The organism is Acidicapsa borealis (assembly GCF_059115245.1).
The window spans coordinates 3033224-3048237 of sequence record NZ_JCACNY010000001.1; the positions used below are offsets into that span (position 1 = coordinate 3033224).

A 15014-nucleotide genomic window follows, 5' to 3' on the forward strand; every position below is an offset into this window, starting at 1 on the left:
TTTGGCATCCAAGCGGGGATGGAGGGCTCGAAATGGCTCAGCTGCTGAATGAACTGGAAGATGAAGTTGCAGGGAAACGGGAGATCGCGACAAGCCGAGCGCAAGATGCGGCGCGGATTGCGCTGGGAGTGATGCTGGCCACGGCGGGGACTTCGCACCTGACGTTTGCACGGGAGGATTTCAAGGCGCAGGTGCCGGACTGGGTGCCGGAGCTGACTGGAATCGACACGGATACCGTGGTTCTGCAGTCGGGGGTGGTGGAGATTGCTCTGGGGTCTGCGCTGCTGTTTCTGCCGAAGCAGAAGCGGCTGGTGGGACTGGTGGCAGGCGCGTTCTTTACCGCTATTTTTCCGGGGAATATTTCGCAGTACACACAGCGGCGCAGCGCGTTCGGACTGGATACGGATCAGAAGCGGTTCGCGCGGTTGTTTTTTCAGCCGCTGCTGGTGGCGTGGGCGCTCTGGTCAACTGGTGTTTGCGGGCGGAAGAGCGTAGGTGATTCTGATGCAGAGTGAGATTTCACTCATATTCGCATCTCAGGCGATCCAACTCGTGAGGCGGTGCCACCAGGCCCAGTCTTTGGCGTAGTTTGAGGCCACCGTCAATGCCGTAAAGGTGGCAAGCGCAAGAGGGTAGGGGGCATATATCTTGCCGCGGCGCCAATCGCCAGCGATGAGGACGATGAGCACGAGGTCTACGAGGAGTTCCGCTGTGTTTCCGTTGACCTGGAAAGATCGCATCGACGGAATCATGAACAGCGCCCGGGTGAGGGCCGGTGGCATGAGGAGCAGGACGGTGCAAACAATGTAGCGGGCGTGGAGGTCGGTGTTGCGTCCGTAGAAGATGGCGAGGATGACGAGGGTTGGGAACACGATCAGTGAAGCGAGGTCGAGGAAGGCCAACTGGTCGATGACAAACGGCGGTGCGGTGCCGAGGGCGAGCATTCGCTGCACCATCAGGAAGCCGCAGACGACAATGCCGGGGACGAGAATGTAGGCTCCCCAGCGACCGAGAGTGCGGTGGAGTTGGAGTTTGCCGCGCTGATAGAGGATGGGCTGGAGGATGAGGAGGGCAATCCAGCCACCCATGAGCGCACCGTGGATGTGATGGATGAATGGTTCCGCTGTGATGACGACGAAGTAAGTGCGGGAGAAGCCAAGCCACGTAATGGCCATGGCGAGGAAGAAATACCACTGCGCGTATGGATAAAGAACGGGCTGCTTGGTGCGGCTGGGCAGAGATGTGGTGGCCATCGTACGTGCCTTTCCATGGCTTGAGTCGACGGGATTATCTTCTACGGGTTTTTCAGGCTTTTCAACTCAATTAGCGAAATTTCAGCCAGTGAGCGGCCCCATTCCTGAACAATGGGGCCGCTTCCTTTTCCAGTGTGAGTTCTTCAGGATTTGGTGAAGGTGTAGCCGTCCAGCTTGGCGCCGTCAAAGTAGGTGCTGGGGAAGACGCCGAAGCGGACTACTGAAGTGCCATTGGCAGGATCGAGAATGAGCAGGTTGTCTCCGGAGACGCCTGCGATGGCGACTACGTGGGAGCCTGAGTTTGCCTTGTTCCATGTGATGTCGACAGCGATGGGGTGCCCGGCGTTGATCTCGGCGGTGATTTGCGCGAGGGTGAGGTCGGAACCGTGGTAGCTGGCGAAGTTGCCGGTGGTGGTTAGAGGGTCGGAGACGCCCCCCGATTTGAGGTATTCGCGATCAACCCCGTAGTTGGGATTGTCGAGGATGTACTCGGCGGCGGAGCTGTATGGATTGTTGAGCGCGTTGGCGAGTGCGGGGTTGGCGGAGATGACGGCGCTGCTGGGGCATCCGCTGGTGTTGCTGGCGAACTTGTTGATGCGCTGGCCGACGTCGGTCATGACCTTGCACTGCGTCCAGGTGCTGTTGGGGTGGTAGAAGTGGTTGATGCTCGTGGCGACGGCGATCCAGCACCACTCGTCGGACTCCTGATATTGCATACGGAGGCCGATGTTATTCGGGGTGGGTGGGGTGTAGGACTGGACCTCGACGGGTTTCTGATCGAGAACCGTGATGTCGGTGACGATGTTCAGGGGTGAAGCCCAGTCGACGTTTACGACGAACGTGACGCCGTGATTGCCGTCCCAGGGCGGGCCATGGGGGGCGATGTTGGCGACGGTGATGGAGGCTGCGCCGATGAAGCGGACGCGGCGGGCGTCGTATTCGCTGACGGTGACGAGGACGGTTGAGTCCTGGTCGATGATGGGCCAGTTGTAGTTGAGGGTGACTCGGCCTTTGAAGGCTCCCCAGTATTTGCGAATGGTCTTGGGCATCGCTTTTTCCTTATGGGTGCAGGCTTAGTCCACTTCAATGGGCGGGGCGTCAAGGACGGTGATGTCGGTGACGATGGTGAGGGGTGCGCCCCAATCGACATTCACGACAAAGGTGACGCCGTGGTTGGGGTCGAACGGCGGGCCGTGGGGTGCAATGTTTTCGACGGTGATGGAGGCAGCGCCGATGAAGCGGTGCTCGTTGCTTGCGGGTACGGCGGCAGCGTATTCCGAAGCGGTGACCAGGACGACCGAGTCGTGGTTGATGATGGGCCAGTTGAAATTGAGCGTGGTACGGCCCTGGAGGGGTCCCCAGAATTTGCGAATGGTCTGTGGCATTGCCGGACTCCGATGGTGGGTGGTTATCGGCTTAGGGTGGCGAAGCGGGATTGCTCCGAACGCGGCGGAAGTGTCCGCCGCAATAGGAGTGGTTTCGGAGCCGAAACTGTGACGGGAGCTTGGGGGGAGGGGTATTTCTGGATGTTGCGATGCGGAGGACGGATTTGTGAGGACGGTTATTTTCTGGAGCCTTCAACCTGGTGATATCGGTCTTCGAGATCTTCGTTGCGCTTTTCGATCTGGATGGTGGCTTCCGGGAAGAGGCTTTGCAGGAGACCGAGGAGCTTGCGGGGGTCAAAGCTGTCGAGGACGTGGTCGGCGCGCTTGCTGGGGGTACAGCGCGGACTGGCGATGACGACGATGGGGATGGTCGGGTTGATGTCTTTAAGGGCGTCTACGAGCTCTTCGCAGGAGAGGTCAGTCATCACGGCGTCGGCGACGATTCCGTCTAGGGCGGGGTACTTCTTCAGGGTCTGGATGGCCTCTTCTGAGCTGTAGGCAGTGATGACGTTGAACTTGGCGGTCTCCAGGATGAGCTTCCGGGTGGAGATGGAACTTGAGGTTTCGCGGTCGATGACGAGGAAGCACGGGCGGATCATGGGAATGATTATCGCTTGAAGAGGTGGTTTTCGCACAGAGGCGTGCTCCGGAGCTTGATTCGGAACACGCCTCTTGTGGTTTTCGATGCAGTTTGATGCGGTTTAGAAGTCCAGACGGAATGCTACCTGGCCGGTGCGATTGCCTGCATTTTCAGCGGTTTGCGGGGCGCTCAGGACGCCGAAGGCTGCTGTGTTGTCGATTTGAGTGGTGGGTGGGGCGAAATTGGTGTGGTTGAGAACGTTGGTGAAGGTGGACTCGAAGCGGCCTTTCAGGTGCTCGGAGATCTTGATGTTCTTGCCGACGCCGAGGCTGACGGCTGCGGTTCCAGGCCCTTCGAGGATGCCGACGCCGGCGTTACCGAAGCGGCCTGCTCCGGAGGGGGTTGGGGCGAAGGCGGCGGGGTTGAAGTAGTGAGCGTTGGAGCGGCCGGCGGAGTAGTTGGTGCTGACGACGTCGGGGCGGAGGATGGCGCCGCGGTTGACTACGTTCGTGTTGGACTGGTCGTAACTGCCGCTGATCGAAGGGGTGAGCCATGGACCGGTTTCGAGCAGGGTGACGTTGGTCAGTTCCCATCCTCCGAGAGCGCGGTCGAGCAGGCCGTTGTGATTGAGGAAGGCGCGACCGGCTCCGAAGGGAAGCTGGTAGACGCCGGTGAGGAGGAAGCGCTGGCGGCGGGTGCCTTCGACGTTGCCGTAGTTGCGGTCGATGTGGAAGCGGTCGGCTACGGGGATGCCGTAATTGACTTCTCCGGCGAAGGAACTGGGAGCATCGCCCTGGTTGTCGGCCTGGTTTTTCGACTGGGTGAAGTTGGCGTCGAAGTAGAGGCCGTGGGCCATGCGATGGGTGGCTTCGAATTCGAAAGCACGATAGTTGGATTTGCCCTGGTTGAAGGTGCTGTAGAGGGAGAACCAGTTGAGGTATTGGGCGCGGGGGTCCACGTACGGGCTGGCCGCGGTGGTGGAGTAGGGGGTGGTGCTGGCGGGTATCTGGTTCAGGTCCGAGGTGATGTTGAGGCGATAGGTGTGCATCCCGACGTAGCTAACGCGGAGGGAGGTGCTGGCGCCGAGCTGACGCTCTACGGTCAGGCTCCATTGGTTGGATTGCGGGTCGCGGTAGTCGGGGTCAACGCCCTGGTCCAGGCTGCCGCCGCCGTACTGGACGCCTACTGAGGCGGGTGCGGTGTTGGGGAACTGGATGAGCGGATGCGTACCGTTCGCGTCTGTGACTTCGCTATTGGCGTAGGTGTGGAGGTTGGAGGTGGGGTTGCCGCTGTTGTTGAAAGAGAGCGGGCCGAGGTTGGTCATGGTGTAGATGCCGAAGCCTGCGCGGATAACCGTTTTCGTATCGCCGAAGGGGCGATAGGCGATGGAGACGCGGGGCTGGAAGTTGAAGTGATAGGTGTTGCGGAGACCTTGTGGGAGATGGTCCTGTGACGCCGTGACGTAGTTCGTGCAAGGGAGTGCGGTGTAGTTGAGGTTGCAGGCGTTGAAGGACTGCTGGAAGGCGAGGTTGGAGGCCTGCAGGTTGTCCTTGGTGAGGTAGGAACTCAGCTCGTTGGGTACAACGATGGAGTTGTTGCGCTGATCGAAGTTGGCGAGGTTGCCGCCGTCTTCGTGGAAGCTGGGGAGAAGCTGCCAGCGTAGTCCGTAGCTGAGGGTGAGTCGGCTCGAGAGCTGGAACTCGTCCTGGGCGAAGAGGCTGTACTGGGTGGCGGTGCCGCCTACGTCGGGACTGGAAACGGCAAAGAAGATCGAGGTCGGCGTGCCTTCCAGCAGGTCGCCGAAGGCGTTGCCGGTGAAGGTGGGCTGGAAGGTGAAGAGGCCGAAGTCGTCGGAGGGAAGGAAGAGCTCGGTATCGAAGTAGCGTAGGCGGCGGACGTCGATGCCTCCCTTCAGCGTGTGCTTGCCGAGGGTGTAGGTGAGATTGTCGCTGAACTGCAGCGTCTTCGAGATCGTCGAGCCGGTTTTGTCACGACCGATGGGGGTGAAATTGGTGCCGGCGCTGAAGTTGAAGGTTGGGAAGGCGTGGGTGGTGGGGTGCTGGCTTAGGTCTACGCCCTGCAGGCCAAGCTGGGCGATGGCATCTGCGCCTTCGATGGGGAAGTTGACAGTGGTGATGGCGTTAGTGAAGCCGAAGCGGGCTTCGTTGAGCAGGCGCTGACTGATGACATAGGTGTGAGAGACGAGCAGGCTGCGGTTGTGGATGCTGTCTACGTCGTTGGGCAGGAGCGGGTTGGCGTAGTCAGAGGCGATGTTTTTACGGCTGAAGCGGGCGTATGCCGACTGCTTCGAGGTGATGGTCTGGTCGACGCGAAGATCCGCGCCATTGGTGGTGGCGGGTGTGGACTGGAAGTGCTCGTAGTTGTAATTGGGCTGGCCGGTGACGTTAGGCAGCGGGTAGTAGGCCAGCAGGGCTTTCGCTGTGGGGGTGATGCTGGCTTCGGGGATGATGACATCGCTGCCGAGAGCGGAGAGATTGCCGTTGCGTTCGTCCTGCGTGGGAACGAGGAACTGCTGGGCGATGGCGGTGGTGCGGCGGTTGCCTTCGTAGTCGGCGAAGAAGAAGGTCTTGCCGCCGAGATCCGATACATGCGGGATGCTTACCGGGCCGCCGAGTGAGCCGCCGAAGGTGTTGAAGCGCTTGGGGGCTTTGCCGCTGAAGCCGTAGGGTGAGGCGTCGAGAGCGTCGTTCTGGAGATATTCGAAGAGGCTGCCATGCCAGGAAGAGGTGCCGCTCTTGGTGGTGAAGGTAACGTCGCCTACCTGGGAGAATTCGGCACTGTTATTGAAGGCGGTGACTTTGACGGCGGAGATGCCTTCCTGCGAGGGGTAAGCATCCTGGAGGGCGCCGTTCTGGCGGACGTTGGCGGTGGAGATGCCGTCGACGGAGAAGTTGACCATGGATGAGCTGGCGCCGCCGAGGGCGATGTTGCCGCTCGAGTCCTGCTGGACGTTCGGCGAAAGGGTCAAGGAGCCAAGCGGACTGGTGGTGGTGGCGCGGTTGTTGAGCGGGAGTTCGGTGATTTGCGTGTTGTCTTTGGAGTCGCCGATGGCTGCATTTTCTGTGTTGATCTGGTCGGCGGCGCTGGTGACTTCGATCGTGGTGGTGTTGGCGGCGACGGTTAGGGTGAGGTTGAGACGGAGGTCCTGGCGGGCTTCCACGGTAATTCCGTTGAGCCTGGTGTCGGCGAAGCCTTCTAGATGGCCGAGGACGGTGTAGTGGCCGGCTTTCACGTTTTCGAGGACGAAATTGCCCGCGTCGTCGGCTTTGATGAGCCGGTCGGTGTTTTCGTCGATGCTGTGGAGGGTGATCTGTGTGCCGGGAAGGACTGCGCCGGAGTTGTCTTGAGCGATGCCGCGGATGCTGCCGAAGGTGGATTGCGCGAGCGTGACCTGAGTGCAGAGAGCCAAAGCGACGAGGACGGTGGCGCAGGTGCGGAGAAAAGCTCGGTGCGAGAGTGTACGTAGGGCGAGTATCAGGACGGTAGAAGGTATGCTCTTTTTCTTTCTGTGGCGTTTCATGATGGTCTCCTGGCGGTTTATCTGGCAACCGCCCTGAGTTGAGGAGACTCGCAAAGCTATCAAGATTCCCTAAAGACTGGCTTTGGATTTATGGAATGGCAATCAATTCCTGATGAATTGCATAGGGTTCTTTGAGGAAATCCTTATGCAGTGCTGGGTTCTCTCGTGGGTTGGTACCATGCAGGTTATGCTGGTATGCAGGTATTTCGATACTTAAACAAAGAGATTAGGCGGAGAGCACGTTGACGGGGGAAGCTGCAATTCGGGTGCTGGTGATTGATGACAACAAGGCGCATGCCGAGGGGTTGGCGGAGTTGTTGCAGCTGGCTGGGTTTGATGCTTCGCATGTGTTGACTGGCGGGGCTGGTGTGGAGTCTGCGCAGAACCATCCGGTGGATGCGGTGCTGCTGGATATGAATCTGCCCGATATGAACGGGTTTGAGGTGTGCAGGAAGCTAAGGAACGATCCGCGGACAGCGAATGTGGCGGTGGTGTTTCATACCGCGCAGGGTTCGGTGCCGGGGTCGCGGCATCCAGGGGATGCTTTCCTGACGTATCCGGTGGCGATGGAAGAGGTGTATGCGGTGATTCGGAAGAGCGTGGACCGGCGGCGGAGAAGGTTTATGAATTGGTAGGATGCATTCTCGTTTTATTTGTTAGACCGTGAAAATGCGTTTCTATTCTTAGATTGCAACAGCAGATTTCCTGCAGAATTACAAACCAAAAGGCTTATAAGTGAGGCCGCCGGGTTGGCGGCCTCATCTTGTTTTATTTGCTGCGTTTCTTTAGTTCTGGAGCGGCTTTCTTTTCGTCTTCCTTACTCTTTCTTGCGGAGGTCTTCTCTTTTGCGGTTTTGGGGGCTTCCTCTTCTTCCTCGGGCTGGCCGGAGGCTTCCTGGAAGATGGATTGGGAGACGGCCTGGATGTTCTTCGCGGCGGAGAGTTCTTCGTTGAGGTTTTCTGTCAGTAGGGCTTCGACGTCGGAGAGGCCGAGAGTTTTGGTCATGTCGATGGCGGCTACGTAGCCGGCGATTTCGTAATGCTCGGTGCGGAGGGCGGCGCCGATGATGCCGGAGTCGAAGGATGGGCCTTCTTCGTCTTTTTCGAGTGCGTCCGCGCCTTCTTCGATGACGCCTTCCATGCCGTTGCAGTGTTCGCCGGTGGGTTTTGTGCCGAGGATGCCAAAGGCCTGCTTGAGGCGGTCGACCTGGCCCTTGGTTTCGGCGAGGTGGGCGGTGAAGAGGGTTTTCAGCTCGGTGTTCTTTGCGCCTTTGGCCAGTTTTGGCAGGGCTTTGATGAGCTGGTTTTCTGCGCTGTACATATCACGCAGTTCGTCGATGAGAACGTCCTTGAGTGCCATTGATGCTTCTCCCTTGCGAGTCGATGTGAATCGGATTGGTGCCCGTTTGTGAGAGGCGCAACGGGTGTTTGAAGTTGTGCAGGACCTGAGCTAAAGAGAACAGATTTTCGGGAAAGGGCTTTCAGCAGGTGATAGTGTTACGCGATGACGTTCACACAACCGAAGGAACGAGACCGCGCGGAGATCTTGCAGCGGCAGCAACAATTGAAGATGGCGCGATCGGCGCATGCGTACGTGCGCGGGAGCACGGTGAAGTTTTACGAGTGGCTGGAGAAGGCGAAGAGCAAGATACCCGCCGGGCCGCCGATCTGGATATGCGGGGATTGCCATGTGGGGAACCTGGGGCCGGTAGCGGATGCGGAAGGGAAGATCGAGATTGAGATTCGCGATCTGGACCAGACCGTGATTGGCAATCCTGCGCATGATTTGATCCGGCTGGCGTTGTCGCTGGCGATGGCCTCGCGTGGGTCGGATCTGCCGGGAGTGACGACGGCGCTGATGGTGGAGCAGATGATGGTGGGCTATTCGGATGCGCTGAAGACCAAGGACGGGGAGGTTGAGCTTCCAAAGAAGGCGGCGGAGTCGATCCGGCTCGTGCTCAAGGAATCGCTGCAGCGGAAGTGGCGGCATCTGGCGACGGAGCGGATCGAGGATGTGCGGCCGACGATTCCGCTCGGGGCAAAGTTCTGGGCGCTTTCGAAGACGGAACACCAGGAGATCAAGGAACTGTTTGAGTCGAAGGCTGCACGGGAACTGGTGGCGCGGCTGCGCAACGACGGCAAGAAGCACAAAGCGAAGGTGCTGGATGCGGCTTACTGGATGAAGGGCTGCAGCTCGCTTGGGAAGTTGCGCTATGCAGTGCTGCTGAGTGTGGGGAAGAGTTTTTGCCTGATCGACATCAAAGAAGCGGTGAAGGCTAGTGCGCCGAGCGTTGCTGCTGGCGGGGTGCCGCGAGATCCGGCTGAGAGGCTGGTGACGGGCGCACGGGCGCTTTCGCCTTATCTTGGCGAGAGGATGGTGGCAGCGAAGTTACTGGGCCGGTCGGTGGTGATTCGGGAGCTTCGACCGCAGGATTTGAAATTTGAGTTGGAGGGGATTACGCAGGAGGAGGCGGTTGGTGCGGCGCGTTTCCTGGCGGGCGTGGTGGGCCGGGCTCATGCGCGGCAGATGGATACAACTACACGGAAGAATTGGCTGGTGAAGCTGAACCGTCAGCGAAAGACAGGGATCTCACTAGATGCGCCGAGCTGGCTGTGGACGAGCGTCGTGGAACTGGTGGCGGCGCATGAGATGGCTTATCTGGAGCACTGCCGGCGGTATGCGCTGGGAGTTCAGGAGTAGGACTTTTGATTTGACTTGGTGAGGTGGGGGAGGGGATACTTCAGTCGATGATGAACGATTGCCAATTCGGGATGGGTTGCTGCTGCATGTTTCTGAGCATGCGCGGGGGATCTGTGCCGTTGGCTTGAGTTTGCGCTAAGCGCCAAGTTTCAGCCGAGCGGCCCGGGTCCTGACGGACTTGGGCCGTTTTGTTTTTGCTCACGGAAGAAGGCGGAAGCTGATTCCACGTTTCGCTCAGGATGACAAATCACATTTCTGAGTCACGAAAAAGACTGTTTGATCACAGATTCGAATGAGGAGGTTTCTATGGCGGATGAAGTGAAGCAGCATTTTGGAACTTTGGCGGTGCATGCCGGGCAGGTGCCTGATCCTACGACCGGGGCGCGGGCGGTGCCGATTTATCAGACGACTTCGTATGTTTTTCAGGATGCGGATCATGCGGCGCGTCTATTTGGGTTGAAAGAGTTTGGGAATATCTACACGCGGTTGATGAATCCAACGACCGACGTGTTTGAGAAGCGGGTGGCGGCGCTCGAGGGCGGCGTGGCGGCTTTGGCTACTGCCTCTGGACAGGCGGCGGAGACGCTGGCAATCACGACGCTGGCGCAGGCGGGCGATGAGATTATTTCGACGACTTCGCTGTATGGCGGGACTTACAACCTGTTTCACTACACGCTGCCGCGGCTGGGGATCACGGTCCGGTTCGTGGACGCGGATGACTTTGATGGGATGCGGGCGGCGGTGAATGAGCGGACCCGGGCGATCTATACGGAGTCGCTGGGGAATCCGAAGCTGGATGTGGTGGATATCGCTGCGCTGGCGGCGATTGCGCATGAAAATGGGTTGCCGCTGATTGTGGACAATACGACGCCTTCGCCGGCGCTGGTGAGGCCGATCGAACACGGCGCGGATATCGTGGTGAATTCGGCGACGAAGTTTCTGGGCGGGCATGGGACGACGATTGGCGGCGTAATTGTGGATGCCGGCAAATTTGACTGGGCTGCTTCGGGGCGGTTCGGGGAGTTTACAGAGCCTGATCCTTCGTACCATGGGCTGTCTTACTGGGAGGCTTTTGGGGCAATTTCTTTCATCCTGAAGGCGCGAATTCAGGGCCTGCGGGATACCGGGGCGGCTTTGTCGCCGTTTAGCTCGTTCCTGTTGCTGCAGGGGATTGAGACATTGCATTTGCGGTTGGAGCGGCATTCTTCGAATGCTCTGGCGGTGGCGAAGTGGCTGGAGGGTCATGCTGGGGTTGAATGGGTGAATTATCCCGGGCTGGCTTCGAGCAAATACTATGAACGCGCGAAGAAGTATCTGCCCGATGGGCAGGGTGCGCTGGTCACCTTTGGGATCAAGGGTGGGTATGAGGCTGGGAAGACGCTGATCGACTCACTGAAGTTGTTTTCTCTCGTGGCCAATATTGGCGATGCCAAGTCGCTGGTGATCCATCCGGCTTCTACTACGCATCAGCAACTTACTGTCGAGGAGCAGGCTTCTACCGGGGTTACGCCGGAACTGGTGCGGCTGTCGGTGGGGATTGAGGATTTGCGGGATATCCTGGCGGATCTGGAGCAGGCGATTGCTAAGGCTACGGCTGCTGTGGCGGTAGGGTAGGTCGCCGGGTATCTGTTTGTCCCACCCTTTCGGCAGAGAACGCCGAAAGGATGGGGCAACGGGCAATTGTTTCGGTCGAATGACTTGAAAACAGATTCCCTTCGGGAATGACAACAACAAAAGGAAATGGCAGGGAAAACGGCAAAAGCAGCAGCCGTTTACGGAGATGGTTTGGCGATTTTGGTGAGTACGGACTTGCTGGTGCCTACGTATGAAGGCGACTTTGTGCTGGAGGGGCACTTGCTGCTGGAGTGTGGGCGGACGCTGGTGCGTCCTACGCTGCACTACGCCGTTTATGGTCGGCTGAACGAGGCTGCCGATAATGCTGTGCTGGTATGCCATGCGCTTTCCGGGTCGGCGCTGGTGGGTACCTGGTGGCCGGGTTTGTTTGCGCCGGGTGGGATTGTGGATCTGGAGCGGGATTGCGTGGTTTGCGTGAACCTGCTGGGGTCCTGCTATGGGTCGACCGGGCCGGGTTCAGTGGATGAGGAGACTGGGCAGATTTACGGGGCGGAATTTCCGCTGATTTCGATTGCGGACAATGTGCGGGCGCAGGCTCGTTTGCTGGATTCGTTGGGAATTGAACGGATCAAGCTGGCTGTGGGCGGGTCGATAGGCGGGATGCAGGTGCTGGATTGGGCAATTCTGTATCCTGAGCGGATTGCGCGGGCGGTCGTCATTGCTGTTGCTCCGCTGGGGGCGATGGGGCTGGCGCTGAATCATTTACAGCGGCGAGCGATCCAGGATGATCCGGAGTGGTTGGGTGGGAATTATCTCAGGCAGCCGCGGAAGGGATTGGCGCTGGCGCGACAGATTGCGATGCTGAGCTACAAGTCTGCCGCCTTGTTTGAGGAGCGGTTCGCGCGGCAACCAAACCGGAATGGGGAAGATCCGTGGGCGCTGGACAATCACGGCGGAGGGTTAGGCGGCGGATCTGCCGGCCGGTTTGATGTGGCCGGATTTCTGGATTACCAGGGAGAGCGGTTCCTGGAACGGTTCGACGCGAACGCTTACCTTGCGATTCTGCGGACGATGGATACTTGGGATCCGGCGCGTGCGTTTCGGTCTGCGTCTGACGCCTTTGGGCGGATACAGGCCGAGATGACGCTGGTAGGGATCAGCTCGGACTGGTTGTTTCCTCCCGCGCACGTGAGGCGAATGGCGGAGGAAGTGGCGAATGCGGGGGCCAAGGCGGAGTATCGTGAGATGGTGACAGAGCATGGCCACGATGCGTTTTTGGCGGAGCAGGAGGAACTTGTTCGCCTATTGCATTTGAGGTCGAACTAGCTGCATGCAAGGTGCTGCAGATTCGATGCTTGTCACTTGGCGGCTGTGTTTCTATAATCCCCCTACAGCGCCCGTTCCGCAGACCGGGGAAGCGGGTGCAAAACAAGACAACATTGCCGTTTGTTGCCTTATCGCGTCTAAGGGGCAATGTGGTAGCTTTTTCTTGCGGGGCACCGAAATAGTTGTATTGAAGGGTCTTTAACCGCTGATTGTTGGTGATTTTCTCGAACTCCCAGGAGCAATGAATGAAGAAGTTTGTATTCGCGCCCGTAATCCTTCTTGCCGGGCTCAGCCTTGCGACCGCGCCCACCCTTCTGGCACAGGCTCCAGCAGCCACAGACCAAGTCACGATTAAAGATCCTGCGGAGTACAAGGCCTACAACGATTTTGCGACGTCTACCGACCCCAAGGCGAAGGCTGCGGCGGGCGAAACGTTTCTGATAACCTACCCGCAAAGTGTTGTGAAAAAGGCCGTCCTGGATGGCGTACTGGGTGCCTATGCCACGTTTGACCAGACGAAGACGGTCGACGCAGCAACCCGAATGTTACAGCTTGACCCGAACAACCTGAAGTCGATGTACCTGATCGCGTATATCAAGAAGACACAAGCGGCTCAGGTGGCGCAGAGCAATCCGTCGCAGCAGGCTCAATTGCTGGACGATGCGGCGGCACTGGCGACCAAGGGCCTGGTGGCGACCAAGCCGGATGGGGTCAGTGACGCTGAATGGAAAACGCAAAAGGCTACCACCGATCCTTTCTTCCACTCCGTGCTGGCGTATGACGCGCTGTATTCGAAGAAGGATTACAAGACTGCGATCTCGGAGTTCCGTACGGAGCTGGAGTTGGCAGCGGCGGCTGATCCGGAAAGCACGAAGAAGCCTCCCTATCTCAATGACACTTTAATCCTGGGACAGACGTATCTGCAGCTGACGCCTCCTGACCCCGTCAACGCAATCTGGTTCCTTTCGCGTGCGGAAGATTTTGCTCCCGACAACTTCAAGCCGGTGATCGACAAGACGGACAAGTATTGGTACAACCGCTATCACGGCGGCACGGATGGCTTTGACGACATCAAGACCAAAGCCGGCACGTCTGTTTTCCCTTCAGCTGATTATGCGATCAAGGCTGCTCCAACACCGAAGGAAATTGCGGACAAGGCTGTTGCGGACAATCCTGACTTGAACGCACTGGGACTTTCGGACAAGGAATTCATTCTTGCGAATGGTTCCAAGGAGAATGCCGAGAAGGTCTGGGCTATTGTGAAGGATCAGACTGCCCAGTTCCCGGCGGTGGTGATTGCTGCGACGGCCAGCCAGCTCCAGCTTGCTGTGACTGACGATGCGAAGGCCGACAAGAAGGCTGACGTTACGGTGAACCTCAAGACTCCTCTGGCGGACAGCGCGATTCCAGCAGCGGGTACTGAGCTGAAGAGTGTGATTGGGACCTTTGACTCATACACGCAGGACCCACCGCAGATTATCCTGCGCGATGGTGAAATTCCTACGGAGAAGAAGAAGCCGACGACTCCTGCGCACAAGCCTTCAGCGGCGCACAAGAAGCCAGCCTAGACCTCAGGTGGGCTTTGCGAAAGAGGCGCTCCTTCGGGGGCGCCTTTTCTGTCATAGGGTGCGGCAAAGAGATCAGATTGGCGGGGCTCGTTATCCATCGGAGCCGACTCTGGAATTTGGCGGATGGTAAGCTGTAGGTGATATGAGCCTTTTTTCTTTCCGAGCTGTCTCGTTCGCTGCTGTATCTGTGGTGTGGCTGAGTGGAGCGGCGTTTGCGCAGAGTGCGAAGCCGGGACCTGCTGAAGATTTGCACGGCTTGACGGTGCGGGAGACACACGGGCCGGAGACGCCTACGCCTTTTCCGCTGGGAGTGCCGACTGGCCGGACGCAGACCTTGGAGTTTCGCACTCCGGAGCAGATGACGGCCGCTGATACATCGCTGGTGCAGGCCAACGAAGACGAGATTGAGCGCCGTGCGGAGCTGCAGGGGTTCCGGCTGGATGGCGCTGGGAGCGGCGACAAAGGTTGGGGATATGAGCAGGCGGTATGTCCTGTTTTCCCGAACCAGGTTGTGCTCGAGTACAGCCGCGACAATGGCGCCGGGGATGTGACGCTGTTTTCTGTTGTGGTGCCGCGGGGCGAGGGGCATGTGCGCGTGATTCCGGTACGGCGACGGGGGTATTCACTGTGGACACCGGCCTCTTCGAATGCGCTGACGTTGAACGATTTCAACCACATGGTGAAGGAAGAGCCTGCGGGACTTTCGGCGGACTGGCTGACGTTAGGGCTATGCTACGGCGCGCTTGCGGGTGGCCACGTGCGGGCCGGGTTGATTGCTGAGTCGGCCACAGACGAGCACTATCCGCTGGTGATCCCGGCAACGCTGGCAGTTTCGGGCAAGGGCGGCGCTGAGGTGCGGTTTGCGGATACTTCGGCAAAGCCAGGGGCCAAGGACTGGACCCTCACTTTTGCGCAGAGCGGGCGACTGCTGAAAGTGACACACAAGCCGGCGCGGGAATTGGTGGAGCGGCCGGTGGTCGGGCAGGCAAGTGAGGTCAAGGGAAGGCCGGTGAAGGAATCTGCCCTGGATATCACAAAGGCTGCGAATTAGCTGTTGCTGGTCAGACTTAGATTGTAGAAGCAGAT

Annotated in this window: 13 protein-coding genes; 7 read left to right on the forward strand and 6 right to left on the reverse strand. The window is 58.8% G+C overall.

The window, feature by feature from the left end:
- Positions 1-32: 32 nt before the first annotated feature.
- Positions 33-515, forward strand: a complete 483-nt coding sequence (locus tag AC5S27_RS12460) for a DoxX family protein (protein ID WP_493934879.1) — start codon at positions 33-35, stop codon at positions 513-515.
- Between the two features lie 21 nt (positions 516-536).
- On the opposite strand, the gene AC5S27_RS12465 is transcribed toward AC5S27_RS12460, so the two are convergent.
- From AC5S27_RS12465 to AC5S27_RS12485, 5 genes are all read right to left on the reverse strand, one after another.
- Complete coding sequence (locus AC5S27_RS12465) at positions 537-1253, reverse strand: hypothetical protein (protein ID WP_493934880.1); 717 nt, start codon at positions 1251-1253, stop codon at positions 537-539.
- Positions 1254-1396: 143 nt separating this feature from the next.
- The gene (locus AC5S27_RS12470; RefSeq protein ID WP_493934881.1) at positions 1397-2302 is read right to left on the reverse strand and encodes a C39 family peptidase; all 906 of its coding nucleotides are present in this window, start codon (positions 2300-2302) and stop codon (positions 1397-1399) included.
- 24 nt (positions 2303-2326) lie between these two features.
- On the reverse strand, positions 2327-2638 hold the full coding sequence (locus tag AC5S27_RS12475) for a hypothetical protein (protein ID WP_493934882.1): 312 nt from the start codon (positions 2636-2638) through the stop codon (positions 2327-2329).
- Between the two features lie 176 nt (positions 2639-2814).
- Positions 2815-3237 carry a response regulator gene (locus AC5S27_RS12480; protein WP_493934883.1) on the reverse strand — a complete coding sequence of 141 codons (423 nt, stop codon included), beginning with the start codon at positions 3235-3237 and terminating at the stop codon, positions 2815-2817.
- A gap of 102 nt (positions 3238-3339) precedes the next feature.
- Positions 3340-6759, reverse strand: coding sequence for a carboxypeptidase-like regulatory domain-containing protein (locus tag AC5S27_RS12485; protein WP_493934884.1), 3420 nt, complete (start codon positions 6757-6759; stop codon positions 3340-3342).
- Positions 6760-7001: 242 nt separating this feature from the next.
- Here AC5S27_RS12485 and AC5S27_RS12490 point away from each other — a divergent pair, with 242 nt between their 5' ends.
- Positions 7002-7394: a response regulator gene (locus AC5S27_RS12490; protein WP_493934885.1), complete on the forward strand. Its 393-nt coding sequence runs from the start codon at positions 7002-7004 to the stop codon at positions 7392-7394.
- Positions 7395-7527: 133 nt separating this feature from the next.
- On the opposite strand, the gene AC5S27_RS12495 is transcribed toward AC5S27_RS12490, so the two are convergent.
- Positions 7528-8118 (reverse strand): YciE/YciF ferroxidase family protein, encoded by a 591-nt coding sequence (locus tag AC5S27_RS12495; RefSeq protein ID WP_493934886.1) that lies wholly within the window; start codon positions 8116-8118, stop codon positions 7528-7530.
- A gap of 144 nt (positions 8119-8262) precedes the next feature.
- Here AC5S27_RS12495 and AC5S27_RS12500 point away from each other — a divergent pair, with 144 nt between their 5' ends.
- The 5 genes from AC5S27_RS12500 (at position 8263) to AC5S27_RS12520 (ending at position 14979) form a co-directional block, all read left to right on the forward strand.
- Entirely contained in the window at positions 8263-9459 is a 1197-nt protein-coding gene (locus AC5S27_RS12500) for a DUF2252 family protein (protein WP_493934887.1), read from the forward strand.
- Positions 9460-9765: 306 nt separating this feature from the next.
- On the forward strand, positions 9766-11073 hold the full coding sequence (locus AC5S27_RS12505) for a homocysteine synthase (protein ID WP_493934888.1): 1308 nt from the start codon (positions 9766-9768) through the stop codon (positions 11071-11073).
- Positions 11074-11244: 171 nt separating this feature from the next.
- A complete protein-coding gene (gene metX, locus AC5S27_RS12510) occupies positions 11245-12360 on the forward strand; it encodes a homoserine O-acetyltransferase MetX (protein ID WP_493934889.1) in 1116 nt (371 codons plus the stop codon).
- 245 nt (positions 12361-12605) lie between these two features.
- Complete coding sequence (locus AC5S27_RS12515) at positions 12606-13928, forward strand: hypothetical protein (RefSeq protein WP_493934890.1); 1323 nt, start codon at positions 12606-12608, stop codon at positions 13926-13928.
- A gap of 142 nt (positions 13929-14070) precedes the next feature.
- Positions 14071-14979, forward strand: coding sequence for a hypothetical protein (locus AC5S27_RS12520; protein WP_493934891.1), 909 nt, complete (start codon positions 14071-14073; stop codon positions 14977-14979).
- Positions 14980-15014 lie beyond the last annotated feature (35 nt).

What these genes read in the sequence shown, in the direction of transcription:
- AC5S27_RS12520 (WP_493934891.1), top strand. Translation starts at nt 14,071, where the DNA reads ATGAGCCTTTTTTCTTTCCGAGCTGTCTCGTTCGCTGCTGTATCTGTG.
- AC5S27_RS12515 (WP_493934890.1), top strand. Translation starts at nt 12,606, where the DNA reads ATGAAGAAGTTTGTATTCGCGCCCGTAATCCTTCTTGCCGGGCTCAGC.
- AC5S27_RS12505 (WP_493934888.1), top strand. Translation starts at nt 9,766, where the DNA reads ATGGCGGATGAAGTGAAGCAGCATTTTGGAACTTTGGCGGTGCATGCC.
- AC5S27_RS12500 (WP_493934887.1), top strand. Translation starts at nt 8,263, where the DNA reads ATGACGTTCACACAACCGAAGGAACGAGACCGCGCGGAGATCTTGCAG.
- AC5S27_RS12465 (WP_493934880.1), bottom strand. Translation starts at nt 1,253, where the DNA reads ATGGCCACCACATCTCTGCCCAGCCGCACCAAGCAGCCCGTTCTTTAT.
- AC5S27_RS12495 (WP_493934886.1), bottom strand. Translation starts at nt 8,118, where the DNA reads ATGGCACTCAAGGACGTTCTCATCGACGAACTGCGTGATATGTACAGC.
- AC5S27_RS12460 (WP_493934879.1), top strand. Translation starts at nt 33, where the DNA reads ATGGCTCAGCTGCTGAATGAACTGGAAGATGAAGTTGCAGGGAAACGG.
- AC5S27_RS12485 (WP_493934884.1), bottom strand. Translation starts at nt 6,759, where the DNA reads ATGAAACGCCACAGAAAGAAAAAGAGCATACCTTCTACCGTCCTGATA.
- AC5S27_RS12470 (WP_493934881.1), bottom strand. Translation starts at nt 2,302, where the DNA reads ATGCCCAAGACCATTCGCAAATACTGGGGAGCCTTCAAAGGCCGAGTC.
- AC5S27_RS12475 (WP_493934882.1), bottom strand. Translation starts at nt 2,638, where the DNA reads ATGCCACAGACCATTCGCAAATTCTGGGGACCCCTCCAGGGCCGTACC.
- AC5S27_RS12480 (WP_493934883.1), bottom strand. Translation starts at nt 3,237, where the DNA reads ATGATCCGCCCGTGCTTCCTCGTCATCGACCGCGAAACCTCAAGTTCC.